Source organism: Pseudomonas lundensis (genome assembly GCF_002269125.1).
Lineage (GTDB): Bacteria > Pseudomonadota > Gammaproteobacteria > Pseudomonadales > Pseudomonadaceae > Aquipseudomonas > Aquipseudomonas lundensis_A.
On sequence record NZ_NQKI01000036.1, the window covers coordinates 20056 to 46637 of the forward strand.

Here is a 26582-nt window from a genome sequence, read left to right on the forward strand (position 1 = left end):
AGCCCCCAGGCCCGTTACAATCGACCTCTTTGCCGCAACGCTTGGAGCTCAACCTTCCGTGCCCGTCCTGCGACTACCCAAACTTCCTGCTACGGCAGGCAAACAGCACTGGGGCAACCTGCCCGGTGCCGCCCTGAGCCTCGCAATTGCCGAGGCGGCCAGCGCCGCCAAGCGCTTCACCCTGCTTCTGACCGCAGACAGCCAAAGCGCCGAGCGCCTTGAGCAAGAATTGAGGTTCTTTGCGCCCGAACTGCCGGTCTTGCACTTCCCGGACTGGGAAACCCTGCCCTACGACCTGTTCTCGCCGCATCAGGACATCATTTCCCAGCGCATCGCCAGCCTTTACCGCTTGCCGGAGCTGGATCATGGCGTTTTGGTAGTGCCGATCACCACTGCCCTACACCGCCTGGCGCCGACCAAGTTTCTACTTGGCAGCAGCCTGGTGCTGGACATTGGCCAAAAGCTGGATGTCGAGCAGATGCGTACCCGCCTGGAGGCCAGCGGCTATCGCTGTGTCGATACGGTTTACGAGCACGGGGAGTTCGCCGTACGCGGCGCACTGATCGACTTGTTTCCCATGGGCAGCAAGCTGCCTTACAGGATCGACCTGTTCGACGACGAAATCGAAACCTTGCGCACCTTCGATCCAGAGAATCAGCGCTCCATCGACAAGGTCGATTCGGTTCGCTTGCTTCCCGCACGGGAGTTCCCCCTGCAGAAGGATGCCGTGACGCGTTTCAAAGCACGGTTCCGCGAACGTTTCGACGTCGACTTCCGACGCTGCCCTATCTTTCAGGATTTAAGCAGCGGGATTACACCAGCTGGTATCGAGTACTACCTGCCGCTGTTCTTCGATGAAACCTCCACCCTGTTCGATTACCTGCCCGGCGACACTCAGGTGTTTTCGCTGCCCGGTATCGAACAAGCCGCCGAGAACTTCTGGTCCGACGTGCGCAACCGCTACGAAGAGCGTCGGGTTGATCCTTCCCGTCCTTTATTGCCGCCGGCCGAACTGTTCCTGCCGGTCGAAGACTGCTTTGCCCGCCTGAAGAGCTGGCCGCGGGTGGTCGCCAGTCAGGATGATCTGGACACCGGCAGCAGCCGCGAACGCTTCCCAGCGCAGCCATTGCCCAATCTTGCCATCGAGGCCAAGGCCAATCAGCCGCTGGCAGCCCTCTCCGGGTTTCTTGAACAATTTGAAGGCCGCGTGCTGTTCACGGCCGAGTCCGCCGGTCGCCGCGAAGTGTTGCTGGAGCTGCTCGAGCGATTGAAGCTGCGCCCCAAAACCGTCGACAGTTGGCCGGACTTCGTGTCCAGCAAACACCGCCTGGCAATCACTATTGCCCCGCTCGATGAAGGCTTGTTGCTGGACGATCCGGCACTGGCCCTGATTGCCGAGAGCCCGCTGTTCGGCCAGCGGGTGATGCAGCGCCGCCGCCGTGAAAAACGCGCCGATGCCAACAACGACGCCGTCATCAAAAACCTGACCGAGCTGCGCGAAGGCGCGCCAGTGGTTCACATCGACCATGGCGTAGGCCGCTATCAAGGCTTGGCGACGCTTGAAGTCGACAATCAGGTGGCCGAATTCCTGACCCTCGAGTACGCCGAAGGCGCCAAACTTTATGTGCCCGTGGCCAACCTGCACCTGATCGCACGCTACACCGGCAGTGATGACGAGCTGGCGCCACTGCACCGACTGGGCTCCGAAACCTGGCAAAAAGCCAAACGCAAAGCGGCCGAACAAGTTCGTGACGTGGCCGCCGAGCTGCTCGACATTTATGCCCGTCGCGCCGCCCGCGAAGGCTATGCGTTCGACGATCCGAAAGCCGACTACGCAACCTTCAGCGCGGGTTTCCCGTTTGAAGAGACGCCCGATCAGCAGACGGCCATTGAAGCGGTACGCGCTGACATGCTCGCGCCCAAGCCGATGGACCGGCTGGTGTGTGGCGACGTGGGCTTCGGCAAGACCGAAGTGGCCATGCGCGCGGCGTTTATCGCCGTACATGGCGGACGTCAGGTTGCCATTCTGGTCCCGACCACCCTGCTGGCGCAGCAACACTACAACAGCTTCCGCGACCGATTCGCCGACTGGCCAGTGCGGGTAGAAGTCATGAGTCGCTTCAAATCGGCAAAAGAGATCAATGCGGCCGTGGCCGATCTGGCCGAGGGCAAGATCGACATCGTGATCGGCACCCACAAACTGCTGCAAGACGACGTCAAAATCAAAAACCTCGGGCTGGTCATCATTGACGAAGAACACCGGTTCGGCGTTCGTCAGAAAGAACAGCTCAAGGCCCTGCGCAGCGAAGTCGACATCCTGACCCTCACCGCCACGCCGATCCCGCGCACGCTGAACATGGCGGTTTCGGGCATGCGCGACTTGTCGATCATTGCCACACCGCCCGCCCGCCGGCTGTCGGTGCGCACGTTCGTCATGGAGCAAAACAACAGCACGGTCAAAGAAGCCCTGCTGCGTGAACTGCTGCGCGGCGGGCAGGTTTACTACCTGCACAACGATGTAAAGACCATCGAGAAATGTGCGGCCGATCTGGCTGAACTCGTTCCCGAAGCCCGTATCGGCATCGGTCACGGCCAGATGCGCGAGCGTGAACTCGAACAAGTGATGAGCGACTTCTATCACAAACGTTTCAACGTACTGATCGCTTCGACCATCATCGAGACTGGCATCGACGTGCCCAGTGCGAACACAATCATCATCGAACGCGCCGACAAGTTCGGCCTGGCGCAATTGCACCAGTTGCGCGGCCGTGTGGGTCGCAGTCACCACCAGGCTTACGCATACCTGTTGACCCCGCCACGCCAGCAAATTACCGGGGACGCGCAAAAGCGCCTGGAGGCCATCGCCAATACCCAGGACCTGGGTGCCGGCTTTGTACTGGCCACCAACGACCTGGAAATCCGGGGCGCCGGTGAGCTGTTGGGCGACGGTCAAAGTGGGCAGATCCAGGCCGTGGGTTTCACCCTGTACATGGAAATGCTCGAACGCGCCGTCAAGTCGATCCGCAAGGGCGAACAACCGAACCTCGACCAGCCGTTGGGCGGTGGCCCGGAGATCAACCTGCGCGTGCCAGCGCTGATTCCCGAGTCGTACCTGCCAGATGTGCATGCGCGGCTGATCCTGTACAAGCGCATCGCTTCAGCGACCGACGAAGAGGGCTTGAAGGACTTGCAGGTCGAGATGATCGACCGCTTCGGACTGCTCCCGGAACCGACCAAAAATCTGGTGCGCATTACCTTGCTCAAGCTGCACGCCGAGCAACTGGGTATCAAAAAAGTGGATGCCGGGCCGCAAGGCGGGCGCATTGAGTTTGCCGCCGACACGCCGGTCGATCCGCTGGTACTGATCAAACTGATTCAGGGCCAACCCAATCGCTACAAGTTTGAAGGCGCGACGCTGTTCAAGTTCATGGTGCCCATGGAACGCCCGGATGAACGCTTCAACACCATCGAGGCGCTATTTGAGCGCCTGACACCGAAGCCTTCCTGATGGGGCCCGCACAATGAAGTCCACATGCCCCTGAACTCGACACCCCGACTGACCAAACCGCTGGCGCCAACCTGGGTCAGTCGGTTTAAAGAGCAAACCCTTGAGCGTGGCCGTCGCTACGCCCGGGAAAATCGCGTCAGAATCGCCCAGATCGGTGACAGCCTGATCACGTCCAGCTGTCAGGGCTCAGGCGAAAACCCTTACCGCCAGACCATCGAATTGCGCGAGTCTGCCAAAGGCTCGTTGCTGCTGGTGAGCGCGAATTGCACCTGCCCTGTGCGCACCAACTGCAAGCACACAGCGGCCGTACTACTGAAGATTGAAGACACTTTGAACTACCCTGCTGCTGCCCAGGACGCCGAGCTTCTGGAAAAACTGCAAGCCGTGCTCGACTCGCGTCGCCCTGCCAACCTGCCCGAACAACTGATAGACGACGTGCAACCGGTGCCGCGCTTATGGCTGGCCAGTGCTGAGTTCAGTGCGTTCGAGCCGCGCAACGGCAAAATGCAGCGTTACATCCAGCACCGTGCCGCACTGTCTTTCAAATACTTGGAACAGTACGTTTCGGGACAGAAAAACGCAGACGTGCTGATTCGCCAGGATGACCACGTCCTGCGCATCAAGCGTCACCCGGAAACAGAACATGCCTGCCGCGAGCAACTGCGTGCCCTCGGCTTCAAAATCGCTACCCGTCAGAGCAAAGCCCTGCCTGAAAGCGCCGGTGAACTGTTTGAACTGGTCAACGACAGTGCCTGGCTGAACTTCACCCTCAATCAGATGAACAGCTTGCGTGACAAGGGCTGGGAGTTACAGATTGACGAGCATTTCGGCTTTGACTTGAGCCCTGTCGAAGACTGGTATGCCAACGTCGACGAAGCGCCGGAACGTGACTGGTTCGACCTGGAACTGGGGATTATCGTCAATGGCCAGCGCCTGAGCCTGCTACCGATCCTGCTGAACCTGATGCGCTCGCACACCGAGATTCTCAGTCCGGAAAAACTGGCCAAACGCCGAGATGACGAACTGATTCTGGTGAACATCCCCGCCATCCCCAACAGCACCCAAGTACCGCTGCAAGTCGCCCTGCCCTACGGACGTCTGAAGCCCGTGCTGGCCACGTTGGGTGAGTTTTACCTGGGCGAACCGGGCGCCACAACGTTGCGCATCAAAAGCGCAGACGCGCCACGGCTCAATGCACTGGACGCTCTACCGCTGCGCTGGGAGGGCGGCGAACAGATTCGCGGGTTCGCTCAGCGTTTGCGCGACATCAAGGATTTCAGCGTGGAGCCACCACAGGGGCTCAATGCCACCTTGCGCCCCTACCAACTGGAAGGCCTGAGCTGGATGCAGTCGCTACGCCAGCTTGAGGTGGGCGGGATTCTTGCGGATGACATGGGACTGGGTAAAACCCTGCAAACCCTGGCGCATATTCTGTGTGAAAAACACGCAGGAAGACTGGACCGTCCGGCCATGGTGGTGATGCCCACCAGCCTGATCCCGAACTGGATGGACGAAGCCACGCACTTCACACCTCAGCTCAAGGTGCTGGCGCTGTATGGGGCCAGCCGCAAAAAACACTACGAACACCTCAACGAATACGACCTGATCCTGACCACCTATGCGTTGTTGCCCAAAGACATTGACCTGTTGGCCAAGGTGCCGCTGCACATCCTGATCCTCGACGAAGCGCAGTACATCAAAAACCCGAACAGCAAGGCTTCCCAGGCCGCGCGCGAACTGGTGGCCCGGCAACGTCTGTGCCTGAGTGGCACGCCACTGGAAAACCATCTTGGGGAGCTGTGGGCGCTGTTTCACTTTTTGCTGCCCGGCTGGTTGGGGGATGTCAAAGCCTTCAATCGCGACTATCGGGTGCCGATCGAGCGCCAGGGCAACGATGAGCGCTTGCAACACTTGAACGCACGCATCAAACCGTTTCTGCTGCGCCGCACCAAAGAGCAGGTCGCCACCGAGCTGCCGCCCAAGACCGAGATCATCCAGTGGGTTGATCTGAACGAGGCGCAGCGGGATGTATACGAAACCATGCGCCTGGCGATGGACAAGAAAGTGCGCGATGAAATCACCCGCAAAGGGGTCGGGCGCAGCCAGATCATCATTCTTGAAGCGCTGCTCAAGCTACGTCAGGTGTGCTGCGACTTGCGGCTTGTGAGTGATAACCCGCCGAAAAAAGGCAGTACGTCGGGCAAGCTCGACAGCTTGATGGTGATGCTTGACGCGTTGTTCGCAGAGGGCCGGCGCATTCTTCTGTTTTCGCAATTCACCTCGATGCTCGGGCTGATCGAAGCGGAATTGAAGAAGCGCAACATTGCCTATGCCCTGCTCACCGGTCAAACGCGGGACCGACGTACCCCCGTCAAAGACTTTCAGAGCGGCAAACTGCAGATTTTCCTGATCAGCCTCAAGGCCGGAGGCGTGGGCTTGAACCTGACCGAAGCGGACACCGTGATTCATTACGACCCGTGGTGGAACCCGGCGGCCGAGAACCAGGCCACCGACCGCGCCTATCGCATCGGGCAAGAAAAACCGGTGTTTGTGTACAAGATGATTGCCCGCGGTACCGTAGAAGAGAAAATCCAGCACTTGCAGCAGGAAAAATCGGATTTGGCCGCAGGCGTTTTGGACGGCCGTATTGCGGGAGACTGGAAGTTGCAGGACGACGATATCGAAGCCCTGTTCGCGCCCCTGCCACCCAAAAACGAAAAGCGTTAAGCCCAACCCCAACCCTGTAGCCGCTGACAAACAGCGCGAAGCTCCGTCTGGCGGCTACAACGGTGAAAGGGATTACCCTGCCAGCACACGTGCCAGCGTCGCTTTGACCTTACCCATGCCGTCGTGCAGGGCCTGTTCGATTTCGGCCATGGTAATAATCGCCGTGGACTTGCCCGCTGCCGGGTTTACGACCAACGCCAGGCAGGCGTATTCGAGTTCCAGCTCACGGGCCAGTGCCGCCTCTGGCATGCCGGTCATGCCGACAATGTCACAGCCGTCACGCTCAAGCCGGGCAATTTCGGCCACTGTCTCAAGACGCGGCCCTTGGGTTGCTGCATACACACCATGAGAACTGTAGGAACAACCCTCGACAGCCAGTGCGTCAATCAAGTGCTCACGCAGGGATTGCGTGTAGGGATAGCTGAAGTCAATGTGCGTCACATGCTCCAGATCACCCGCAAAAAACGTGTGTTCACGACCGCTGGTGTAATCAATCACTTGGTGGGGTACGCAAAAATGCCCGGTGCCCATGGCCATATGGATCCCGCCTACGGCATTAACAGCCAAAATGGCCTGCGCACCGGCCTGTTTCAACGCCCAGATGTTTGCACGGTAGTTCACCTGATGGGGCGGGACCCGATGCGGGTGGCCGTGGCGCGCCAGAAACATCACTTCACGTCCCGCGAATTCGCCGATCTGAATGTCGGCTGACGTCGGGCCATACGGGGTATCCAGCGCCAATGAGCGCGTAATGGTCAATCCTTCAAGCTGGGTCAGGCCTGTGCCACCAATAATTGCGTAAACCGTCATCAACGCGATCCTTTAATCAATCAACTGAGCATCTTTGAGCGCACCAATCGCCACCTGCCAACGCGGGTCCTGGCGGTAGTCCGTGCTGGCGAAGGCCTGACTGCGCATGCGTGCAATGCGGGCCGAAGGCGTGACCTTCAGGCGCTGGGCCGCCGTGAGGGCCAATTCAGCCGCAGCCCGGTCATTGCATACCAACCCCATGTCACAGCCAGCCGACAAGGCGGCTTCGATCCGGCTGGCCGCATCCCCCACCACATGGGCACCGGCCATTGACAAGTCATCACTGAAAATGACGCCATCAAAGCCCAACTCGCCGCGCAGGATGTCTTGCAACCAGCGACGGGAAAAGCCCGCAGGCTGGCTGTCAACATTGGGATAGATCACATGAGCGGGCATGACCGCCGCCAACTGCCGGCTCAAACGTGCGAACGGCACCAGGTCGTGGCTGCGGATCTGTTCAAGGCTGCGCTCATCGACAGGAATGGCCACGTGGGAATCGGCTTCTGCCCACCCGTGCCCCGGGAAATGCTTACCCGTGGCGGCCATGCCAGCGTCGTTCATCCCACGGATGAAAGCGCCGGCCAAGGCTGCAGCGCGCTCTGGATCGCCCTCAAATGAGCGGCTGCCGACCACGGCGCTGCGTTGGTAATCCAGGTCCAGCACCGGCGCGAAGCTCAAATCCAGGCCAACGGCCAGGACTTCGGTAGCCATGATCCAGCCACACTGCTCGGCCAGGTACTCTGCATTGGGGTTATCCGCGATAGCGCGCATAGCGGGCAATCGGACGAACCCCTGGCGTAAGCGTTGAACCCGCCCGCCTTCCTGATCCACCGCCAGCAGCAGGTCGGGGCGAATGGCCCGAATCGAAGCACACAGCTCACGCACCTGACGCGGGTGCTCAATGTTACGCGCAAAAATAATCAGGCCGCCCACTTCAGGCTGGCGTAACAGGTGTCGGTCGTCGGCCGTCAGCCAAGTGCCGGCGACGTCCACCATCAAGGAGCCTTGCAAGGCAGAACTCATGGGTATTCCTTCAAAGAAAGTGCGCTTGCTTCCTGGTCCCGCACGCAGACAGCGGCGCGCGCGCCAGCAGTGTTGGCAGCAGCCGTAAAGAGGACACAGGGAAACAAGGCGGGAATGAGCATGGCGGCAAGCTTAGCGGAACTGCGCAGCCTCGCCCACCCGCGCCAGGTCAAACCTTGGGGCTGGCCTGAGAAGATTTGTTGCGCGGACGCATTTGCGCCGCCGCCATCGCCGGATCGAGCACGCCGCTTTCCGCACGCATGCCAGCGGCCAGAAAAGGCACCATCAAGCGCATGACTTGCTCAATCGAGGTGTTAACACCGAAGTCGGTTTCGGCAATTGCCCGCAGCGCCTTGATCCCGGACATGCTGAACGCAGCCGCACCCAGCATGAAGTGCACACGCCAAAACAGTTCAATCGGCGGGATTTGCGGCGCAGCCTCATTGACCAGCAGCATGTAGCGGCGAAAGACCTTGCCATACATGTCTTCAAGATAACGGCGCAAATGCCCCTGACTCTGACTGAACGCCAAACCCAGCAAACGCATGAAAATGGACAGGTCGTTGCCGCTGCGCGGCTGAATCACCAGCGCTTGCTCCACCAACATTTCCAGCAACTCTTCGAGCTCGGGACGATTGTCCGGTTTGGCCTGACGCCGCTCCAGTTCACGATCGAGGTTGGCGCAGAAAGGCCCGAGGAAACGCGAAAAAACTGCCTGAATCAGCGCTTTCTTGGACCCGAAATGGTAATTCACAGCTGCCAGGTTAACCCCGGCCTTGCTGGTAATCAGCCGCAATGAAGTCTCGGCAAAACCTTTTTCCGCGAACAGCTGCTCGGCAGCATCAAGGATACGTTCAACGGTTTCCGACTGGGCCATGTCTACTCCGGCTGACAAACACTTAAACAGTTGTTTGAAACATACGTTTCAGTTTGTTAAAAGTCAAGGTGGGCATTCTTTTTGCGACCGGCCAGTCCCGCATTTAACCACAGCCTCGGACGACGTGGCCTGTGCTGATAAAGTAGCCGCCTCATTGCTCATCGACGACCGTCCAGCGGACGGTTAAAAATGGAGCATTGCCAATGAGCCTTCACTGTATATAATCCCAGTCACTGTATAAAAAGACAGAGCGATCAATATGCTAAAACTGACGCCACGCCAAGCTGAGATCCTGGCCTTTATCAAACGCTGCCTGGATGACAACGGATACCCGCCCACCCGTGCCGAAATTGCACAGGAGCTGGGCTTCAAGTCGCCCAATGCCGCCGAGGAACACCTCAAGGCCCTGGCCCGCAAGGGCGCCATCGAAATGACGCCGGGGGCCTCACGGGGCATACGGATTCCCGGTTTCGAGGCCAGCGCCGACGAGTCCACCCTGCCCATCATCGGTCGAGTGGCGGCTGGCGCTCCCATACTGGCGCAGGAACACGTTGAAGAATCCTGCAACATCAACCCGACCTTCTTCCATCCGCGGGCCGACTACTTATTGCGCGTCCAGGGCATGAGTATGAAGGACGTTGGCATCTTTGATGGCGACCTGCTTGCTGTTCACACGTGCCGCGAGGCCAGAAACGGGCAAATTGTGGTTGCACGTATTGATGACGAAGTAACGGTCAAGCGATTCAAGCGAGAAGGCAGCAAGGTCTGGCTGATCGCCGAAAACCCCGATTTCGCGCCCATTGAGGTCAACCTCAAAGAGCAGGAGCTGGTTATCGAAGGCCTGAGTGTCGGCGTTATTCGCCGTTAATAAGGAGGCGTCATGCAGTTCCCGCACACATCGCTACCCGCACAACTCCCTTTATTCGAGGCATTCATGGCTCAACCCATGCCAGCCACGATCAAGACCGTGCTTGATTCACCTTGGCGCGCAGAACCTGAAGTTTTCAGTGAACTGTCGCTACGCGGCGCTGCCGAGAACTGCTTGAGCCTGCTGGCCCCCATGCTTCGCGAACTCAGCGAGCAACAAGATGAGCGCTGGCTGACACTGATCGCACCACCGGCCAGCCTGACACAAACCTGGCTGCGTGATGCCGGACTGAACCGCGAACGCATCTTGCTGCTCCAACCCAACGGCAACAAGAGCGCCTTGCAATTGACTTGCGAAGCGCTGCGCCTGGGCCGTAGCCACACGGTGGTGAGCTGGATAAACCCGCTCAATAGCACGGCTCGCCAACAATTGATCGGCTCAGCGCTGATGGGTCAAGGGCAAAGCCTGAATATTCGATTGGGCTAACCAGACGCGAGCAGCACGGGGCTTCTACAGGACACAGAAGCCAGCCGTTTAGAGGTTCAACCAGAAACACTTAGTGAAGGATGCGCGGTCCTTCATCCTCTTTTTCCAGCTCGCCCTCGGCCAGCCGCCCCGCCATTTGCACACCAACACTCAACATGGCTTTTGCCACTTCAACATGCTGCCCCTGAAGAAAGGCCTTGGCATCTTCGGAGAAGTTCAGCGTCACCAAAGACCCCTCGTCCTCAGCCCGGCGCAACTCGATACGGCCGTCAGGCAATTCGACAATTTCTAGAAAGGACGTTGGCATAAAAGTTGGTTCTCCACGAAAGCGCGGGATTATATCAGTCATCCTTCAGAAATTTGCCACGTTCTATGACGCTTTAATGACGTCCTGATGAATGACCGTACAGTTTCGAACCCGACTTTTAGCACTCATTGAGTCCATCGCGAAAGCGTATGGCCATTTTCTTAAGGTTTTGACGCCATTCTTCCAGGGTGTCGCGACTGAGCGTTTCCGGCCCGTCGCCTTCCACACTGACAACTTCAATCAAGGGTTGAAACACATCGGCCTTGATCTTTTTAGGCGCCTGCAACGTTTGATACAGGGCTGCATGCGCTGCCACCAATTGCGCCAGCCAAGTGCCCGGCGATCTTGCCAGCTCAACCATCTCCGCAAGCTCTGGAATAGCTTTAGCGTCCAGCACCTCTTGAGTTAGCAACAACTCCACACGATTGGCATGGGCCTGCGGCAATCGATAGAAACCTGCAATTTCATGACATAAACCGAGCAACGCGCCATACAAGTGAAATACCGCTGATTCGCGCTCTGCCTGCAGCAATGCCTGCGCGTTCATGGCCCCACCTTGCAGTGCTTTGTTCATGGTTTCCAGCGCCAGGCCCGCAAAATAGATTTTCTGATTGGTGCGGGTATAGAGTTCGTGAGCCATAAAGGCACTCCACAGCAAAAGGATGAGGGCAGGCTGAGCAGTCTCCGGGAAATGAGGTGACAGGCGCAAGAGGGTGGCGCTATGAATGCGCCGCGCCAGGCGTCCGACCACGAAGTCGTCGTGAGAACGCATCAGCCACCTTACCTACCGTAGACCTCAACCCCTGAGCCAAAAAAAAACCGCGCGAGGCATGATGCCATCGCGCGGTTTTTCAGTCGTTCAGCAACTTATCACGCGTCTTTTTCTTTGCGCTTGTCTTCAACCTTCCAGCTGGAGCCGTCGTAAAACGCACGCCAGCCTGTCGGCTTGCCGTCCACCTCAGTTTGCACGTACTGCTCTTTGGTTTTACGGCTGTAGCGGATCACAGCAGGTCGACCATCGGGGTCTTTCTTCGGCGCTTCGCACAAGAAGTGATACTTCGGATCGATCTCATCCTTGTGCGGGATGATTTCAATCACCAGCGGCGCACGGGTCTCACGGTTTTTCGGGAACTGGCTGGCTGCCAGGAACAACCCCGAAGCACCATCACGCAGAATGTAGGTGTCGTTTACCTTCTCGCACTTTAGCTCCGGCATTTTCACCGGGTCCATTTTCGGCGGCGCCGCTTCACCGCTTTTCAGCAGCTTGCGGGTGTTTTTGCACTGCGCATTGGTGCAGCCGAAGAACTTGCCGAAACGACCGGTCTTGAGCTGCATCTCGCTGCCACACTTGTCACATTCCAGGCTCGGGCCTTCATAGCCCTTGATGCGGTAGCTGCCCTCTTCGATTTCGTAGCCAGCGCAATCCGGGTTGTTACCACAGATGTGCAGCTTGTGCTTCTCATCCAGCAGGTAAGCATCCATTGCGGTACTGCAAATCGGGCAACGGTGCTTGCCCAGCAAAACACGCGACTCCGACTCGCCCTCATCGTCGGCTGCGATCTCATCGCCAGGGACCAAGTTCACGGTGGCCTTGCAACGCTCTTTCGGCGGCAGGCTATAACCCGAGCAACCGAGGAATACACCGGTCGATGCCGTACGGATCTGCATCGGACGCCCACATTCCTTGCACGGAATGTCGGTCATCACCGGCTGGTTGGCACGCATGCCACTGTCCGGGTCAGCCGCCACCTCAAGTTTCTTCTTGAAGCTGCCGTAGAACTCGTCCAGCACGTTCTTCCAGTCGCGCTCACCCTGAGCCACGTCATCGAGGTTTTCTTCCATGCCGGCGGTGAAGCCGTAGTCCATCAGGTCAGAGAAACTCTCGGACAAACGCTCGGTAACGATATCGCCCATTTTTTCGGAGTAAAAACGGCGATTGTGCAAGGCCACATAGCCGCGATCCTGAATGGTCGAAATGATTGCCGCATAGGTCGATGGACGACCAATGCCACGTTTTTCCATCTCTTTGACCAGGCTGGCTTCGGAGTAGCGGGCCGGGGGCTTGGTGAAATGCTGGGTAGGATCGAGATTGATCAGCTTCAGCACGTCACCCTGAGCCATATCAGGCAACACATCGTCGTCGCCCGGCTTGGCAATTTGCGGCATGACACGGGTGTAACCGTCAAACTTCAGGATGCGACCTTTGGCACGCAACTCAAAATCACCGGCCGCCACGCTCACGGTAGTAGACAGGTATTTGGCCGGCAGCATCTGACACGCCACAAACTGGCGCCAGATCAGCTCGTAAAGGCGCTCAGCGTCCCGCTCCATGCCTGACAGCTTGCTCGGGTGCATGTTCACGTCAGAAGGACGAATCGCTTCGTGAGCCTCTTGTGCGCCTTCCTTGCTGCTGTACACGTTAGGGGCTGGCGGCAGATAGGACGCGCCGAACTCACCTTCAATGTAGGTGCGGGCCATTTCAACCGCATCCGCCGACAGGTTGGTGGAGTCGGTACGCATATACGTGATGTAGCCCGCTTCGTACAAGCGCTGGGCCATCATCATGGTTTTCTTCACCCCGAAGCCCAGGCGATTGCTCGCGGCCTGTTGCAGGGTGGAGGTAATGAACGGTGCCGACGGCTTGCTGCTGGTCGGTTTGTCTTCACGCTTGGCGATGGTGTAGCTGGACGCCTTGAGCTTCTCCAGCGCGGCCATGGCCTGGGCTTCGTTCAGCGGTTTGAAGGCCTCGCCTTTTTCGCGGGCCACATCGAAGCGCACTTTTGCGCCTTTGGCCGTGCCAAGGTCCGCATGAACTTCCCAGTATTCTTCAGGGTTGAATGCCCGAATTTCGCGCTCACGCTCGACTACCAGCTTCACGGCCACCGATTGCACACGACCTGCCGACAAGCCACGGGCAATTTTTGCCCACAGCAACGGCGAAACCATATAGCCCACCACGCGATCGAGAAAACGGCGCGCTTGCTGGGCGTTGACACGGTTGATGTCGAGTTCGCCCGGTTTGGAGAACGCTTCCTGAATAGCCTTTTTGGTGATCTCGTTAAACACCACGCGCTTGTAGCGACTGTCATCACCACCGATGGCTTCGCGCAGGTGCCATGCAATGGCCTCCCCCTCGCGATCCAAGTCGGTTGCGAGATAGATGGTGTCAGCATCCTTGGCGAGCCGGCGCAGCTCCTCGATGACCTTTTCCTTTCCGGGAAGGATCTCGTACTTGGCTTTCCAGCCGTGCTCCGGATCGACGCCCATGCGTGAGATCAGCTGCTTTTGAGCTTTCTCTTTCGGCGACAAAGCCGGCGCTTCGCCCGCCGCGGCCTTGCCACGCTTGGCAGCCGGTTCTTTGCTGGCGCTAGCCGAACCGCTGGTGGGCAGGTCTCGGATATGGCCGATACTCGACTTCACCACGTACTCGTTACCCAAGTACTTGTTGATGGTCTTGGCCTTAGCCGGGGATTCCACAATGACCAGCGATTTGCCCATGGATCAGAAAATTCCTGAATTCTAGAAGTGAAAGGCGGTTCGCGCCTGACGCGGCACCGCTATATATAGTGGCAACAAGGTGAGGTCAAGCGCGGGGTGCTGCGCCACGCCCACTTATGGCCGGGGAAAAAGACTGGGTTCGGCCTCAATCAGTGCAAAGCGCGGTACCTGCTCGCCATCCACTTCGACCGTTTCCAAAAACATGCTCAATGGGCGCACCCAAAAACCGAAATCCCCATACAGGGCTTGGTAAAACACCACTTCTTCTTCGGTTTCAGAATGGCGAGCCACATTGAATACCCGATAGTGTGGCCCTTTGTAATGTTGATAGAGGCCAGGTTGTAGCGGCATGTTGCAACACCTTTTTTACGGATAAAAAAATTAAAGCTCATAACGATTAAAAAGTCATAAAAACAAAAACCGGGGCACTTGGCCCCGGCTTCTGTCAACGCAACGCTTAGACGCGTTCGAAGACAGTTGCTATGCCCTGGCCAAGACCAATGCACATGGTGGACAACCCGAAGGTGCCGCCATTTTGTTTCATTACATTGAGCAAGGTGCCGGAGATACGCGCACCTGAGCATCCAAATGGATGACCCAGAGCGATGGCGCCGCCATGCAGGTTAACCTTCTCATTCATCTTGTCGAGCACTTTCAAATCTTTCAGCACTGGCAGAGCCTGTGCAGCGAATGCTTCATTGAGCTCGATGAAGTCAATATCAGCCATGCTCAAGCCCGCGCGCTTCAAGGCTTTTTGCGTCGCTGGAACCGGACCATAACCCATAATTGCCGGATCAACACCTGCAACGGCCATCGAACGAATCACCGCCAGCGGCTCCAGACCAAGGTCTTTTGCACGCTGAGCCGACATCACGATCATGCACGAAGCACCATCGGTGATTTGCGACGAGGTACCGGCGGTAACAGTGCCGCCCTTAGGGTTGAACGCAGGTTTCAACGCCGCCAGGCTTTCCATGGTTGTTTCCGGACGAATGGTCTCATCGTAGTCGAAGGTTTTCAGGAAGCCATTTTCGTCATATCCCTGCATCGGGATGATTTCGTCTTTGAACTTGCCTTCAATCGTCGCCTTGTGGGCCAACTGGTGCGAACGAACGCCGAAAGCATCCTGTTGTTCGCGAGTGATACCGTGCATCTTGCCCAGCATTTCAGCGGTCAGGCCCATCATGCCCGACGCCTTTGCCGCATACAGCGACATATGCGGGTTGGGATCGACACCATGCATCATGCTCACGTGACCCATGTGCTCGACGCCGCCCACCACAAATACGTCACCGTTACCGGTCATGATGGCTTGCGCAGCGGTGTGCAAAGCGCTCATGGATGAACCGCACAGGCGGCTCACGGTCTGGGCAGCCGAGGTGTGCGGGATCTGGGTCATCAACGACGCCATGCGCGCGATGTTCCAGCCTTGCTCCAGGGTCTGGTTAACACAGCCCCAAATCACATCTTCTACTTCGTTCGGGTCAACCTTGCTGTTGCGCTCCAGCACTTTGCTGATCAGGTGCGCAGACATGTCTTCAGCACGGGTGTTGCGGTGCATGCCACCCTTGGAGCGGCCCATCGGGGTGCGACCGAAGTCTACAATCACCACGTCTCTAGGATTCAAGCTCATAATTTCACTCTCACTCTAATGGGGCGCTTAACCGAAGAAGCTCTGGCCGTTTTTGGCCATTTCACGCAGCTTCGCAGTCGGGTGGTACAGCGCGCCCAGTTCAGCGTACTGATCAGCCAGGGCCACGAACTCTGCAACACCGACCGAGTCGATGTAACGCAGGGCGCCGCCACGGAATGGAGGGAAACCGATACCGTACACCAGGCCCATGTCGGCCTCGGCTGCGGTTTCAACGATGCCGTCTTCCAGGCAACGCACGGTTTCAAGGCACAGCGGGATCATCATCCAGTTGATGATGTCTTCGTCGGTGACATCGCGCTGTTCATAAACGATCGGCTTGAGCACCTCAAGCACACTTGAGTCCACGATTTTCTTCTGCTTGCCGCGCTTGTCAGCCTCGTAAGCGTAGAAACCCTTACCGTTTTTCTGACCCAGGCGCTTGGCTTCGTACAGCGCATCAATCGCTGAACGACGGTCGTCTTTCATACGGTCCGGAAAACCTTCCGCCATCACGTCGCGACCATGGTGGCCAGTGTCGATGCCGACCACGTCCATCAGGTACGCCGGGCCCATTGGCCAGCCGAATTTTTCCATGACCTTGTCGATGCGCACGAAGTCGACGCCAGCGCTGACCAGCTTGGCGAAGCCGCCGAAGTATGGGAACAGCACACGGTTGACCAAAAAGCCCGGGCAGTCGTTAACGACGATCGGGTTTTTACCCATTTTCTTGGCGTAGGCAACCGTAGTGGCTACGGCCAGATCGCTGGATTTCTCGCCACGAATCACTTCAACCAACGGCATCATGTGCACCGGGTTAAAGAAGTGCATGCCGACGAAGTTTTCCGGACGCTTGAGGGCTTTTGCCAACAGGCTGATGGAAATGGTCGAGGTGTTCGACGCCAGAATGGCATCTTCCTTGACGTGATCTTCAACTTCAGCCAGCACCGCTTGTTTGACCTTCGGGTTTTCAACGACTGCTTCAACCACCAGGTCCACGTGACCGAAATCACCGTAGGACAGAGTAGGACGAATGCCATTGAGCACTTCAGCCATTTTGGCTGGCGTCATACGGCCTTTATCAACGCGGCCCACCAGCAACTTGGCGGCTTCCGCCAACCCTTGCTCGATGCCGTGCTCGTTGATGTCTTTCATCAGGATCGGCGTGCCCTTGGAGGCCGACTGATAGGCAATACCGCCGCCCATGATGCCTGCGCCCAGAACGGCAGCCTGCTTCACGTCTTTGGCGATCTTGTCGTGGATCTTGGCTTTTTTCTTCAGCTCCTGATCGTTCAGGAACAACCCGATCAGGCATTGCGATGCTGAGGTTTTAGCCAGTTTTGCAAAACCTGCCGCTTCAACTTCCAGCGCTTTATCGCGACCGAAGTTCGCAGCCTTCTGGATAGTTTTAATCGCTTCAACCGGTGCCGGGTAGTTTGGACCGGCCTGACCGGCCACGAAACCTTTAGCGGTTTCGAATGCCATCATTTGCTCGATGGCGTTCAGCTTGAGCTTCTCAAGTTTTGGCTGACGCTTGGCCTTGTAGTCCAGCTCGCCGCTAATGGCACGCTTGATCAGGTCCAATGCTGCGGCGCCCAGCTTATCGGCTGTCACTACAGCGTCAACGGCACCGACTTTCAAGGCATCTTCAGCACGGTTTTCTTTGCCGGACGCGATCCACTCAACAGCGTTGTCCACACCAATCAGGCGCGGCAAGCGAACAGTGCCGCCGAAGCCCGGGTAGATGCCGAGCTTGACTTCCGGCAGACCGATTTTTGCGCTGTCGGCCATCACACGGAAATCCGCCGCCAGGCACATTTCCAGACCACCGCCCAGTGCAATACCGTTGATGGCTGCTACGGTTGGAACATTGAGGTCTTCGAAGTCACTGAAGATCTTGTTGGCTTCGAGGTTGCCAGCAATCAGCTCGGCATCCGGCAACTTGAAGTTTTCGACGAATTCGGTGATGTCCGCGCCGACGATAAAGACGTCTTTGCCACTGGAAACAATAACGCCCTTGACCGAAGCATCTGCCTTGATCGCATCGACTGCCTGACGCAATTCGTTCAGGGTTAGACGGTTGAACTTGTTGACGGACTCACCCTTGAGGTCGAACTTCAGTTCGACGATGCCACTTTCAAGAGCCGTAACCGTGATGGCTTTACCTTCGTAAATCATCAACTGATCTCCAGGATATGGAAGCTGAACAGTACACGTCGGACGCTAGCGTCTGGCTGGCAATGACGACACCGTCAATGCTAACGCCAATCCACCAGGCACACCCGCCAACGCGATATTCGGGGTTATGCGAATGCTGCTTGTGTGGCAAACACTCGATTCATACGCCCGTTTGATTTGGGTGTCGACACCTTCACGGAAAAGCGTGCGCTTGTCAATTGTCCGAAACAACGATGACAAAACGACCTGTCAGTCAGTTCCTGGTCGCCTGCGAACGGCAGGCGCTGCTGTCACGCACGCAGGCTCGGGGCAGTTGCCGCCTGCTCAGGCAAGGGCTTTAAGCGTTTCGTCGATCGCCACTAACACCTGCGATTCGCCCTTCTCGCCCCAATACAGCGCAATCATTTGCTTGCCTGCTTCAACCTTGTAAACGTTCGCTGGCAACTTGCGAAACTGCGCCAGCAAGCGCTCGTCTGTACAGACTTCACGCCATTGATTGACCCAGATTCCCGGCGCAGATTGCCAATAACACCACACATCAGGGTCACTGCCGCGCCGCGGACGATGAAACTGCGCGCACGAGCCGGGCGGCTCGGGCTCCAGCCAATGCGGCCATTGCTGAGGCGTCAATTGCATGGCCAACCCCATACGACGCGCCTCCATACGCAGCGCCATACGCCCGCTTTGGCGACGCGAAGGACGCAGCCAGGCAAGCGGACTCAAAATCAGCGCCAGGATTGACACCACTATCCATACCGTCATATGTGTACTCTCACTGCCTTCAAATTAATGCATTGACCCTGACTTGAACCAAGGCTCTGCAAAAGGGCCATACTCATCGCCAATTACTGTTTACAGGAGCGCCTCACATGTCCACACCCAAACCCTACACGCACATTTTGGTTGCCGTAGACCTGACTGAAGAGTGCGACCCGGTGATTTACCGTGCCAGCGCCAGCGCTGAAGCCAACGGCGCGAAGCTGTCCCTGATCCACATCGTCGAACCCATGGCCATGGCCTTTGGGGGCGACGTGCCCATGGACCTGTCGCAGTTGCAGCAGCAACAGTTTGATCAGGCCAAAGAACGCCTCGACCGGCTGATCGATATCTATCCGCAACTCACAAAAGACAACTGCAAGCTGGCGTACGGCCAACCCCGCCAAGAAATCCATGGTTTCGCCAAAGATCATGGCTGCGACCTGATCGTGGTCGGCAGCCACGGCCGCCACGGCCTGGCGCTGCTGCTCGGCTCCACCGCCAATGACGTGCTGCATGGCGCGCCGTGCGACGTATTGGCTGTCAGCCTCAAAAAAACCGATTGAGCACCACCCTCCACAGCAAAAAAGCCCGACCTTTTGATTAAAAAGGCCGGGCTTTTTCAGTTCAGCGACTGCTCAATCAGGCATCCAGCTCAGCCCAACGTTCAACCAGTTGCTCGAGTTCAGCTTGCAACGTTTCGAGCTTGGCAATCACTTCAGCCGTTTGTGCAGCAGGACGCTGATAGAAGCCTGCGTCAGCCATTTCAGCTTCCACGGCAGCAATCGCCTGCTCTTTGGCATCGATCTCGCCAGGGAGCGCTTCCAGTTCGCGCTGCAGCTTGTAGCTCAGCTTCTTTTTCGCCGGAGCAGGGGCCGGAGCAGCCTGAGCTGGCGCTGCGGCGGCCGTGACAACGGCAGAGTTCAGGTCAGCCTTGCCGGATTTGCTTTCAGTCACACCAAGCAAGCGCGGCGAGCCGCCTTGACGCAGCCAGTCCTGATAACCGCCCACGTATTCACGCACCTTGCCTTCGCCTTCAAAGACCAGCGTGCTGGTAACCACGTTGTCGAGGAATGCCCGGTCGTGACTGACCATCAATACCGTGCCCTTGAAGGTCAGCAACACCTCTTCCAGCAGCTCGAGGGTTTCGACGTCGAGGTCGTTGGTCGGCTCATCGAGCACCAGCAGATTGGCAGGCTTGCTGAACAACTTGGCCAGCAGCAAGCGCGCACGCTCGCCGCCTGACAGCGCCTTGACCGGCGTGCGGGCACGCTGCGGGCTGAACAGGAAATCACCCAGGTAGCTCAGGACGTGGCGGCTTTGACCATCGATATCGATAAAGTCGCGACCTTCGGCCACGTTATCGATCACGGTTTTTTCCAGGTCCAACTGGTGACGCAACTGGTCGAAGTACGCCACGTCGATGCGCGTCCCCTCTTCCACCTTGCCGTTGGTAGGCTGCAAGCCGCCCAGCATCAACTTGAGCAGTGTCGTTTTGCCCGTACCGTTGGCGCCCAGCAGACCGATGCGGTCGCCGCGTTGCAACACCATGGAGAAGTCCTTGATCAGGAACGGACCTTCCGGGTGCGCGAAACTGACGTTTTCCAGCACCATCACTTGCTTGCCGGACTTGTCGGCGGTGTCCAGCTGGATGTTGGCCTTACCGGTGCGCTCACGGCGCTCGCTGCGTTCAACACGCAGGGCCTTGAGGGCACGTACACGGCCTTCGTTACGGGTGCGACGCGCCTTGATGCCCTGACGAATCCACACTTCTTCCTGGGCCAGGCGCTTGTCGAACAGCGCGTTTGCGGTTTCTTCCGCCGCCAGGGAGGCTTCCTTGTGGACCAGGAAGCTCGCGTAGTCGCCGTTCCAGTCAATCAGACCGCCACGGTCCAGTTCCAGAATCCGGGTGGCCAGATTTTGCAGGAAGGAACGGTCGTGGGTAATAAACAGCACAGCGCCCTGGAAGTCCTTGAGGGCTTCTTCCAGCCAGGCGATGGCGCCGATATCCAGGTGGTTGGTCGGTTCGTCGAGCAGCAGCAGGTCCGGTTCGGACACCAGTGCTTGCGCCAGCAGAACGCGACGACGCCAGCCGCCGGATAATTCGGCCAGGGTTTTGTCCGCCGGCAATTGCAGGCGGCTCAGGGTGCTGTCGACCAATTGCTGCAAGCGCCAGCCATCACGGGCTTCAAGGTCTTGCTGGACGTGCATCAGCTTGTCCAGGTCGGCATCGGTGACGATGTTCTGGCTGAGGTGATGGTACTGAGCCAGCAGCTCGCCCACACCGTCGAGGCCCTCGGCCACAACATCGAACACGGTCCGTCCGTCGGCAACCGGCAACTCTTGCGGCAATTCGCCAATCTTGAGGCCGGGTGCGCGCCAGACAGAGCCGTCGTCAGGCTTTTGATCACCTTTTACCAGCTTCATCATGCTGGACTTGCCGGTGCCGTTGCGGCCGATGATGCACACCCGCTCTCCACGGGCGATCTGCCAGGACACCTTGTCCAACAACGGCGTAGAGCCGAAAGCAAGGGACACATCGCTGAATTTGAGCAGGGTCATGAGCTTCTCCAAAAACTGGGCGCGCATTCTACCTGATTTGCGCCCTCAGGCGGCCGGCTATTTATTGTTGCCCCTGCTCGCAGCTCCATTTAGTCGCAAGTTTCACCGCTGGGCCTGCAAGGCGTTCACGCGCTGCTGGCAAAAGGCTAAGCTACGACTCAATCAGTGCCGGGCCCGCCCTGCACACGCCGCGTTTTTCATCTGTACGGAAGCCCCATGCGCAGTCGTCTCTTCAACTTTTTATCCTGCCTGCTTCTCACCAGTTGCGCCGTGCAAGCCGCACAGGCCGCCGACTTGACCCAACAACGCCAGCTGTACGACGAGGCCAAGCGCGCTTTGGCCAAAGGCGACTCCGGCCCCTATTTCCGAAATGCCGACGCCCTGCGCAGCTATCCGCTGACACCGTACCTGGCGTACGACGAACTCACCGCCCGCTTGAAAAGCGCCAGTAACGCTGAAATTGAGCAGTTCTTGGCGGCGCATGGCGATCTGCCGCAAGCCAACTGGATGAAACTGCGTTGGTTGCGCTGGCTGGCTGATCGCGGCGACTGGGCGACCTTTGCCAAATATTACGACCCCAAGCTCAACTTCACCGAGCTTGACTGCCTTAATGGCCAGTACCAACTGGCGCACAACCAGAAGGCCGAAGGCTACGCCAGCGCGGAAAAACTCTGGCTGGTGGGCAAAGCACAACCGGCGGCATGCGACGCCCTGTTCAGCCAGTGGGCCGCTGAAGGTCAACTGACCGAACAAAAGCGGTGGCAGCGCGTGAAGTTGGCGGCTGAAGCACGCAATTACGGCTTGGCCACGACACTGGCCAATGGCCTCAACACGCTGGGACCACAAGCCAAAGTGATGATTGACGTGGCGCAAAAGCCTGATCTTCTCAGTCAACCCTCGCGTTTTCTGCCCGCCAGTGAAGCCATGTCTGATGCCGTGGGACTGGGCCTGCGTCGTTTAGCGCGACAGGACCCTGAAAAAGCGGCAGCACTGCTCGATACATACGCCACCAACATGCACTTCTCGCGGGATGAAAAGGTCGCCATCGCCCGTGAGATTGGTCTGACGTTCGCCCGCCGGTATGACAGCCGTGGCCTGGACATCATGACTAAATATGACCCCGAGCTGCGCGACAACACCGTCACCGAATGGCGCCTGCGCCTGCTGTTGCGCCTGGCTCGCTGGGAAGATGCCTATCAACTGACCCGCCAATTGCCGCAGGACTTGGCGACCAGCAACCGCTGGCGTTACTGGCAGGCGCGCAGCCTGGAGCTGGCCGAACCGAAAAATCCGCAAGCGCAAGTGCTGTTCAAAAATGTCGCCCGCGAACGTGATTTCTACGGCTTCCTGGCAGCCGATCGGGCGCAGACCCCTTATCAGCTCAACAACAAACCGCTCGTGCTCAGCCCGCAACTGATCAACAAAGTGCGCAACACACCCGGCGTGCAGCGTGCACTCGAGTTCCATGACCGCGGGCAAATCGTGGATGGCCGTCGTGAGTGGTATTACGTGAGTCGTCACTTCAACCGCGACGAAATGGTGGCGCAAGCTAAATTAGCCTACGACCGCAAATGGTATTTCCCGGCCATCCGCACCATCAGTCAGGCTCAGTACTGGGACGATCTGGACATCCGCTTTCCGATGGCGCACCGCGACACACTGGTGCGCGAGGCCAAAGTGCGCGGTTTGCATTCAAGTTGGGTGTTCGCCATTACCCGTCAGGAAAGTGCTTTTATGGATGACGCACGTTCCGGCGTAGGCGCGAGCGGTTTGATGCAATTGATGCCGGCCACAGCAAAAGAAACTGCCAGAAAATTCAGCATTCCGCTGGCATCGCCCCAACAAGTGCTGAACCCGGACAAGAACATCCAACTGGGTGCAGCCTACCTGAGTCAGGTGCATGGCCAGTTCAACGGCAACCGGGTATTGGCTTCAGCGGCATATAACGCAGGGCCGGGGCGTGTTCGCCAATGGCTACGGGGCGCCAACCACCTGGGCTTCGACGTGTGGATTGAAAGTATTCCCTTCGACGAAACCCGCCAATACGTGCAGAACGTTTTGTCGTACTCGGTGATCTACGGCCAGAAACTCAACGTGCCTCAACCTCTGGTGGACTGGCATGAGCGGTATTTTGACGATCAGTGATCGTGGGTAACACCTTGCAGGTGCGCGCGCACCTGCAAGTGCCGCGCTTTATTCCAGCACGGTGACCGGCATGCCGACTTCCAGCAGGCCATGGCTGTCGTTCACCAGGTTCTGCCCAAACATCGTGCCGCCTTCCTGCTTGCGGTAGCTCATCAGGGTTTGCAACGGCTCACGCTGCTCGTCACGCACGCCGGTCTGGGGATCGATAGTGGTCAGGATGCAACGCGAGCATGACTTGACCACGCGAAACTCCACCTCGCCAATGCGCACCCGTTTCCAACCATCTTCGGCAAACGCTTCACTGCCGGACACCACGAGGTTGGGGCGAAAACGCAGCATCTCTAACGTTCGATTGACCTTGTGTGAAAGGTCGTCGAGCGATGCCTGACCTATGAGCAACAACGGGTAACCATCGGCGAACGCCACTTTGTCATCATCGCGGCCATAACCGGCTTCGGTGGTCCGCGCTCGCTCCAGCGGCACATGCACCAGTCGCACGCTCTGGTTGATAAAGCGGCTCAACCACTGCGCCGCCTCGTCGCCTGCATCGGGCACACGCAACGTATCGCGCCAGATGGTCACACCGCGCAGGTCACTGTCGGCCTGCGGCAACGGCACGTCCAGCGCCTCAAAACCTTCGGTCGTCAACGTCAGGCCGCCATTGGCATTCCACAAGGCAGAGAGTTGGCTCATCTGCGGGTGGGAGCGCTGGGTCAAAAAGCGCCCGGAGGCTTCATCCACCAGCATCCAGCGTCGATCACCCTCCACACCCAGTTTGTCCAGGCGCACCTGAGACAAGCTTTCGCCTTTGCCGGACTTGAGCGGGAATCGGTAAATCGAACTTAGATGCAGCATGGATCAGCTCCCTGCGGATTAAAAACGCCACAGTATACGAGCCGATCCCGCGTGCAAAGAATCAGGCAGGTACTTGATCCAGCATCAGGCGCTGGCGCACCACATCCACCAGTTTGTCCGGCTGGAATTTGGACAGGAAATTGTCACAGCCAACCTTCTTGACCATGGATTCGTTGAAGCTGCCCGACAGCGAGGTGTGGAGCACCACGTACAGCCCCCGCAGGCGCGGATCGTTACGAATTTCGGTGGTCAGGCGATAACCATCCATCTCGGGCATTTCGGCATCGGTAAAGATCATCAACAGTTTGTCGGTCATGACCTGCCCGGCGTCTGCCCACCCCTTGAGCATGTTCAGTGCCTTGAGACCATCGCTGGCCACGTGCATCTTGACCCCCAACTGCGAAAGGGTTTCGCGCAGTTGAGACAGGGCGACTTTCGAGTCATCGACCAACAGCACTTCCCGGCCACGCGCATGCTCCAGGATCGGGTCTTCGAGCTTCTCGCGCGAGACCTTGGCGCTGTACGGCACGATCTCCGCCAGCACTTTCTCAACGTCAATGATCTCGACCAGTTGCTCATCGACCTTACTGATGGCCGTCAAGTAATGCTGGCGACCGGCGCTGGTGGGCGGGGGCAATATGGCTTCCCAGTTCATGTTGACGATGCGGTCCACTCCGCCCACAAGAAATGCCTGAACCGAACGGTTGTACTCGGTCACGATGATCGTACTGTCAGGGCCAGGCACCAGAGGGCGCATACCGATGGCCTGCGACAAGTCAATCACTGGCAGGGTTTGGCCACGCAGATTCACCACACCACACACAAACGGGTGTCGCTGCGGCATCAAGGTCAATTTGGGTAATTGCAGAACCTCTTGCACCTTGAACACGTTGATCGCGAACAGCTGCCGACCCGCCAGACGGAACATGAGAATTTCCAGTCGGTTTTCACCGACCAACTGGGTGCGCTGGTCTACCGCGTCGAGAATGCCGGCCATGAATAACTCCTGGGCGTGGGTACTGAATGTCTAGCGTTATCGGCAGAAAAAACGCGAGCTTGACCCCCTGCGAAAATCTGCCTCATAAAAGTGGTGGCACTTTAACATCATCCAGTGCCATTATCGGTTTCGTCTTTCGTCCGACCTCCCCTCGCAACTCTCCCCCTTGCTTCCCCCTAAGGGATTCCCTGAGCAGTGCTCAGGAGCGACCTGATATTCGTGCTATTCGATTGCCATTATTGTGACCCCCTTCGCATTATATGAATCACCGCAGGAACTTTTTATTACTGAAACAGCGCTGTCTTGTGCCGGGTTTTACATATCGGCACACAACGCTTTAAAACTTTCTATGTGAACGCACCCATTACTCACACCCAAAAAGTTGCACTTAAAGTCACCCAAAACGCTGATCCAGTTGCCATGCTCATTGAGGGCTTTTGCACGATGAGCCCGGACATTACTTAAAAGGCGTTCCAGAAGAGTGAGAATAAGCATGTTCAATGGCAATGACCGGCCATTAGCGCTAGCCGACTTTTTAATCGAAGCCCAGGTGTTATTGACCACCGCAGAAGAATGCCTGACCCACTTGCGATTGATTCACAATGACGAGGACGCGATCGACTGCATGGTCAATACCCTCTCCAGGCTGGAGAAGCGTGCCAAAGCATTGACCATTGCCCCCATTGCGGGCTTTTGCCGAACCCTGCGCACCCTGCTCAGGCAGGCAAGAAACCTGGGTACCCTGCACGACCAAGCGGTTGAAATCCTCAAAGACTGCTTTAGCCTGCTGGCATGGCAGGTTGAACTGATAGACCCCACTACAGGCCAACTGAGCCTCGATGACAGTGAGCAAGAGATGCTGATCACGTCGTTCACCGAACAGGTCGAAGCCATGCGAACGGCCCCGCCGCCACTCGGTTAGCCTCGCATCCCCGATGCCTTATCCCGGTCCACGTCTTCAATGACGCATTAAAACGTCCTGCGCCGTGAATACATTACATGTCGACTATCCTGTAAGTTAATTCTGATATCAGACTGTCAGCGCGGTTCAGGCGTTTGCATCTAAGGGCCAACTAAGCTATCGACTTATTTCCTATTTAAGCGCACAGGCAAAACCTGTAATGCGCAACTAACCATGCTGTGCAAAATGCCATTTAACCCATGTCAAAGGCGACCCGCTTTAAATGAAGTGATACCATGCGCGCCGATCGTTAAGCCGAACGCCTGTGTGTAAATCCGTTCAGGCTTGGCATCAGCCATGAACGTTGATCCCGTTAAGGATGCTCCGATCAACTTGCTGCGCGGCGGCGGCAAGTCGTAATTTGCACGGCACGCAGCGCTATTTGCTCAAAACG

At 57.7% G+C, this 26582-nt stretch carries 20 protein-coding genes; 7 read left to right on the forward strand and 13 right to left on the reverse strand.

Features of this window, described 5'->3' with window-relative positions; all coding sequences use genetic code 11:
* The first annotated feature begins 58 nt into the window (after window positions 1-58).
* Both mfd and CJF39_RS18640 read left to right on the forward strand, forming a co-directional pair.
* Window positions 59-3508: a transcription-repair coupling factor gene (gene mfd, locus CJF39_RS18635; RefSeq protein WP_047274045.1), complete on the forward strand. Its 3450-nt coding sequence runs from the start codon at window positions 59-61 to the stop codon at window positions 3506-3508.
* Between the two features lie 24 nt (window positions 3509-3532).
* Complete coding sequence (locus CJF39_RS18640) at window positions 3533-6235, forward strand: DEAD/DEAH box helicase (protein ID WP_094994767.1); 2703 nt, start codon at window positions 3533-3535, stop codon at window positions 6233-6235.
* A gap of 72 nt (window positions 6236-6307) precedes the next feature.
* On the opposite strand, the gene CJF39_RS18645 is transcribed toward CJF39_RS18640, so the two are convergent.
* The 3 genes from CJF39_RS18645 to CJF39_RS18655 form a co-directional block, all read right to left on the reverse strand.
* On the reverse strand, window positions 6308-7045 hold the full coding sequence (locus tag CJF39_RS18645) for an S-methyl-5'-thioinosine phosphorylase (protein ID WP_094994768.1): 738 nt from the start codon (window positions 7043-7045) through the stop codon (window positions 6308-6310).
* Window positions 7046-7057: 12 nt separating this feature from the next.
* Complete coding sequence (nagZ, locus tag CJF39_RS18650; RefSeq protein WP_169965818.1) at window positions 7058-8056, reverse strand: beta-N-acetylhexosaminidase; 999 nt, start codon at window positions 8054-8056, stop codon at window positions 7058-7060.
* 181 nt (window positions 8057-8237) lie between these two features.
* A complete protein-coding gene (locus CJF39_RS18655) occupies window positions 8238-8945 on the reverse strand; it encodes a TetR/AcrR family transcriptional regulator (protein ID WP_094994770.1) in 708 nt (235 codons plus the stop codon).
* Between the two features lie 259 nt (window positions 8946-9204).
* Between CJF39_RS18655 and lexA the strand changes: the two genes are divergently transcribed.
* Window positions 9205-9813 carry a transcriptional repressor LexA gene (lexA, locus tag CJF39_RS18660; RefSeq protein ID WP_047274037.1) on the forward strand — a complete coding sequence of 203 codons (609 nt, stop codon included), beginning with the start codon at window positions 9205-9207 and terminating at the stop codon, window positions 9811-9813.
* Window positions 9814-9825: 12 nt separating this feature from the next.
* Window positions 9826-10299 (forward strand): SOS-induced cell division inhibitor SulA, encoded by a 474-nt coding sequence (sulA, locus tag CJF39_RS18665; protein ID WP_094994771.1) that lies wholly within the window; start codon window positions 9826-9828, stop codon window positions 10297-10299.
* A gap of 70 nt (window positions 10300-10369) precedes the next feature.
* Here the strand turns inward: sulA and CJF39_RS18670 are convergent, their stop codons facing one another.
* From CJF39_RS18670 to CJF39_RS18705, 7 genes are all read right to left on the reverse strand, one after another.
* A complete protein-coding gene (locus tag CJF39_RS18670; RefSeq protein ID WP_047275661.1) occupies window positions 10370-10606 on the reverse strand; it encodes a hypothetical protein in 237 nt (78 codons plus the stop codon).
* A 118-nt stretch (window positions 10607-10724) separates the two neighbouring features.
* Entirely contained in the window at window positions 10725-11246 is a 522-nt protein-coding gene (locus CJF39_RS18675; RefSeq protein ID WP_094994782.1) for a DUF6586 family protein, read from the reverse strand.
* Window positions 11247-11476: 230 nt separating this feature from the next.
* The gene (gene topA / locus CJF39_RS18680; protein ID WP_094994772.1) at window positions 11477-14104 is read right to left on the reverse strand and encodes a type I DNA topoisomerase; all 2628 of its coding nucleotides are present in this window, start codon (window positions 14102-14104) and stop codon (window positions 11477-11479) included.
* A gap of 114 nt (window positions 14105-14218) precedes the next feature.
* Window positions 14219-14455, reverse strand: coding sequence for a DUF1653 domain-containing protein (locus CJF39_RS18685; protein ID WP_094994773.1), 237 nt, complete (start codon window positions 14453-14455; stop codon window positions 14219-14221).
* A 106-nt stretch (window positions 14456-14561) separates the two neighbouring features.
* Window positions 14562-15737, reverse strand: a complete 1176-nt coding sequence (gene fadA / locus CJF39_RS18690; protein ID WP_047274026.1) for an acetyl-CoA C-acyltransferase FadA — start codon at window positions 15735-15737, stop codon at window positions 14562-14564.
* 27 nt (window positions 15738-15764) lie between these two features.
* Window positions 15765-17912, reverse strand: coding sequence for a fatty acid oxidation complex subunit alpha FadB (gene fadB, locus CJF39_RS18695; protein ID WP_094994774.1), 2148 nt, complete (start codon window positions 17910-17912; stop codon window positions 15765-15767).
* Between the two features lie 324 nt (window positions 17913-18236).
* On the reverse strand, window positions 18237-18674 hold the full coding sequence (locus CJF39_RS18705) for a hypothetical protein (protein WP_094994775.1): 438 nt from the start codon (window positions 18672-18674) through the stop codon (window positions 18237-18239).
* Window positions 18675-18781: 107 nt separating this feature from the next.
* Here CJF39_RS18705 and CJF39_RS18710 point away from each other — a divergent pair, with 107 nt between their 5' ends.
* A complete protein-coding gene (locus CJF39_RS18710) occupies window positions 18782-19234 on the forward strand; it encodes a universal stress protein (protein ID WP_094994776.1) in 453 nt (150 codons plus the stop codon).
* 76 nt (window positions 19235-19310) lie between these two features.
* On the opposite strand, the gene CJF39_RS18715 is transcribed toward CJF39_RS18710, so the two are convergent.
* Entirely contained in the window at window positions 19311-21230 is a 1920-nt protein-coding gene (locus CJF39_RS18715) for an ATP-binding cassette domain-containing protein (RefSeq protein ID WP_094994777.1), read from the reverse strand.
* Window positions 21231-21446: 216 nt separating this feature from the next.
* Between CJF39_RS18715 and CJF39_RS18720 the strand changes: the two genes are divergently transcribed.
* Window positions 21447-23375 (forward strand): transglycosylase SLT domain-containing protein, encoded by a 1929-nt coding sequence (locus CJF39_RS18720; RefSeq protein WP_094994778.1) that lies wholly within the window; start codon window positions 21447-21449, stop codon window positions 23373-23375.
* Between the two features lie 48 nt (window positions 23376-23423).
* On the opposite strand, the gene CJF39_RS18725 is transcribed toward CJF39_RS18720, so the two are convergent.
* Window positions 23424-24230, reverse strand: a complete 807-nt coding sequence (locus CJF39_RS18725; RefSeq protein WP_094994779.1) for an MOSC domain-containing protein — start codon at window positions 24228-24230, stop codon at window positions 23424-23426.
* Between the two features lie 61 nt (window positions 24231-24291).
* Window positions 24292-25227: a chemotaxis protein CheV gene (locus tag CJF39_RS18730; RefSeq protein ID WP_094994780.1), complete on the reverse strand. Its 936-nt coding sequence runs from the start codon at window positions 25225-25227 to the stop codon at window positions 24292-24294.
* 493 nt (window positions 25228-25720) lie between these two features.
* Between CJF39_RS18730 and CJF39_RS18735 the strand changes: the two genes are divergently transcribed.
* Entirely contained in the window at window positions 25721-26149 is a 429-nt protein-coding gene (locus CJF39_RS18735; protein ID WP_094994781.1) for a hypothetical protein, read from the forward strand.
* The last annotated feature ends 433 nt before the right edge of the window (window positions 26150-26582 follow it).

Excerpts from the sequence above, each read along its gene's own strand:
- CJF39_RS18640 (WP_094994767.1), top strand. The coding sequence starts at position 3,533 with ATGCCCCTGAACTCGACACCCCGACTGACCAAACCGCTGGCGCCAACC.
- CJF39_RS18730 (WP_094994780.1), bottom strand. The coding sequence starts at position 25,227 with ATGGCCGGCATTCTCGACGCGGTAGACCAGCGCACCCAGTTGGTCGGT.
- CJF39_RS18685 (WP_094994773.1), bottom strand. The coding sequence starts at position 14,455 with ATGCCGCTACAACCTGGCCTCTATCAACATTACAAAGGGCCACACTAT.
- fadA (WP_047274026.1), bottom strand. The coding sequence starts at position 15,737 with ATGAGCTTGAATCCTAGAGACGTGGTGATTGTAGACTTCGGTCGCACC.
- CJF39_RS18710 (WP_094994776.1), top strand. The coding sequence starts at position 18,782 with ATGTCCACACCCAAACCCTACACGCACATTTTGGTTGCCGTAGACCTG.
- fadB (WP_094994774.1), bottom strand. The coding sequence starts at position 17,912 with ATGATTTACGAAGGTAAAGCCATCACGGTTACGGCTCTTGAAAGTGGC.
- CJF39_RS18725 (WP_094994779.1), bottom strand. The coding sequence starts at position 24,230 with ATGCTGCATCTAAGTTCGATTTACCGATTCCCGCTCAAGTCCGGCAAA.
- topA (WP_094994772.1), bottom strand. The coding sequence starts at position 14,104 with ATGGGCAAATCGCTGGTCATTGTGGAATCCCCGGCTAAGGCCAAGACC.
- CJF39_RS18670 (WP_047275661.1), bottom strand. The coding sequence starts at position 10,606 with ATGCCAACGTCCTTTCTAGAAATTGTCGAATTGCCTGACGGCCGTATC.
- lexA (WP_047274037.1), top strand. The coding sequence starts at position 9,205 with ATGCTAAAACTGACGCCACGCCAAGCTGAGATCCTGGCCTTTATCAAA.
- CJF39_RS18715 (WP_094994777.1), bottom strand. The coding sequence starts at position 21,230 with ATGACCCTGCTCAAATTCAGCGATGTGTCCCTTGCTTTCGGCTCTACG.
- CJF39_RS18720 (WP_094994778.1), top strand. The coding sequence starts at position 21,447 with ATGCGCAGTCGTCTCTTCAACTTTTTATCCTGCCTGCTTCTCACCAGT.
- CJF39_RS18675 (WP_094994782.1), bottom strand. The coding sequence starts at position 11,246 with ATGGCTCACGAACTCTATACCCGCACCAATCAGAAAATCTATTTTGCG.
- CJF39_RS18655 (WP_094994770.1), bottom strand. The coding sequence starts at position 8,945 with ATGGCCCAGTCGGAAACCGTTGAACGTATCCTTGATGCTGCCGAGCAG.
- sulA (WP_094994771.1), top strand. The coding sequence starts at position 9,826 with ATGCAGTTCCCGCACACATCGCTACCCGCACAACTCCCTTTATTCGAG.
- CJF39_RS18735 (WP_094994781.1), top strand. The coding sequence starts at position 25,721 with ATGTTCAATGGCAATGACCGGCCATTAGCGCTAGCCGACTTTTTAATC.
- CJF39_RS18705 (WP_094994775.1), bottom strand. The coding sequence starts at position 18,674 with ATGACGGTATGGATAGTGGTGTCAATCCTGGCGCTGATTTTGAGTCCG.
- CJF39_RS18645 (WP_094994768.1), bottom strand. The coding sequence starts at position 7,045 with ATGACGGTTTACGCAATTATTGGTGGCACAGGCCTGACCCAGCTTGAA.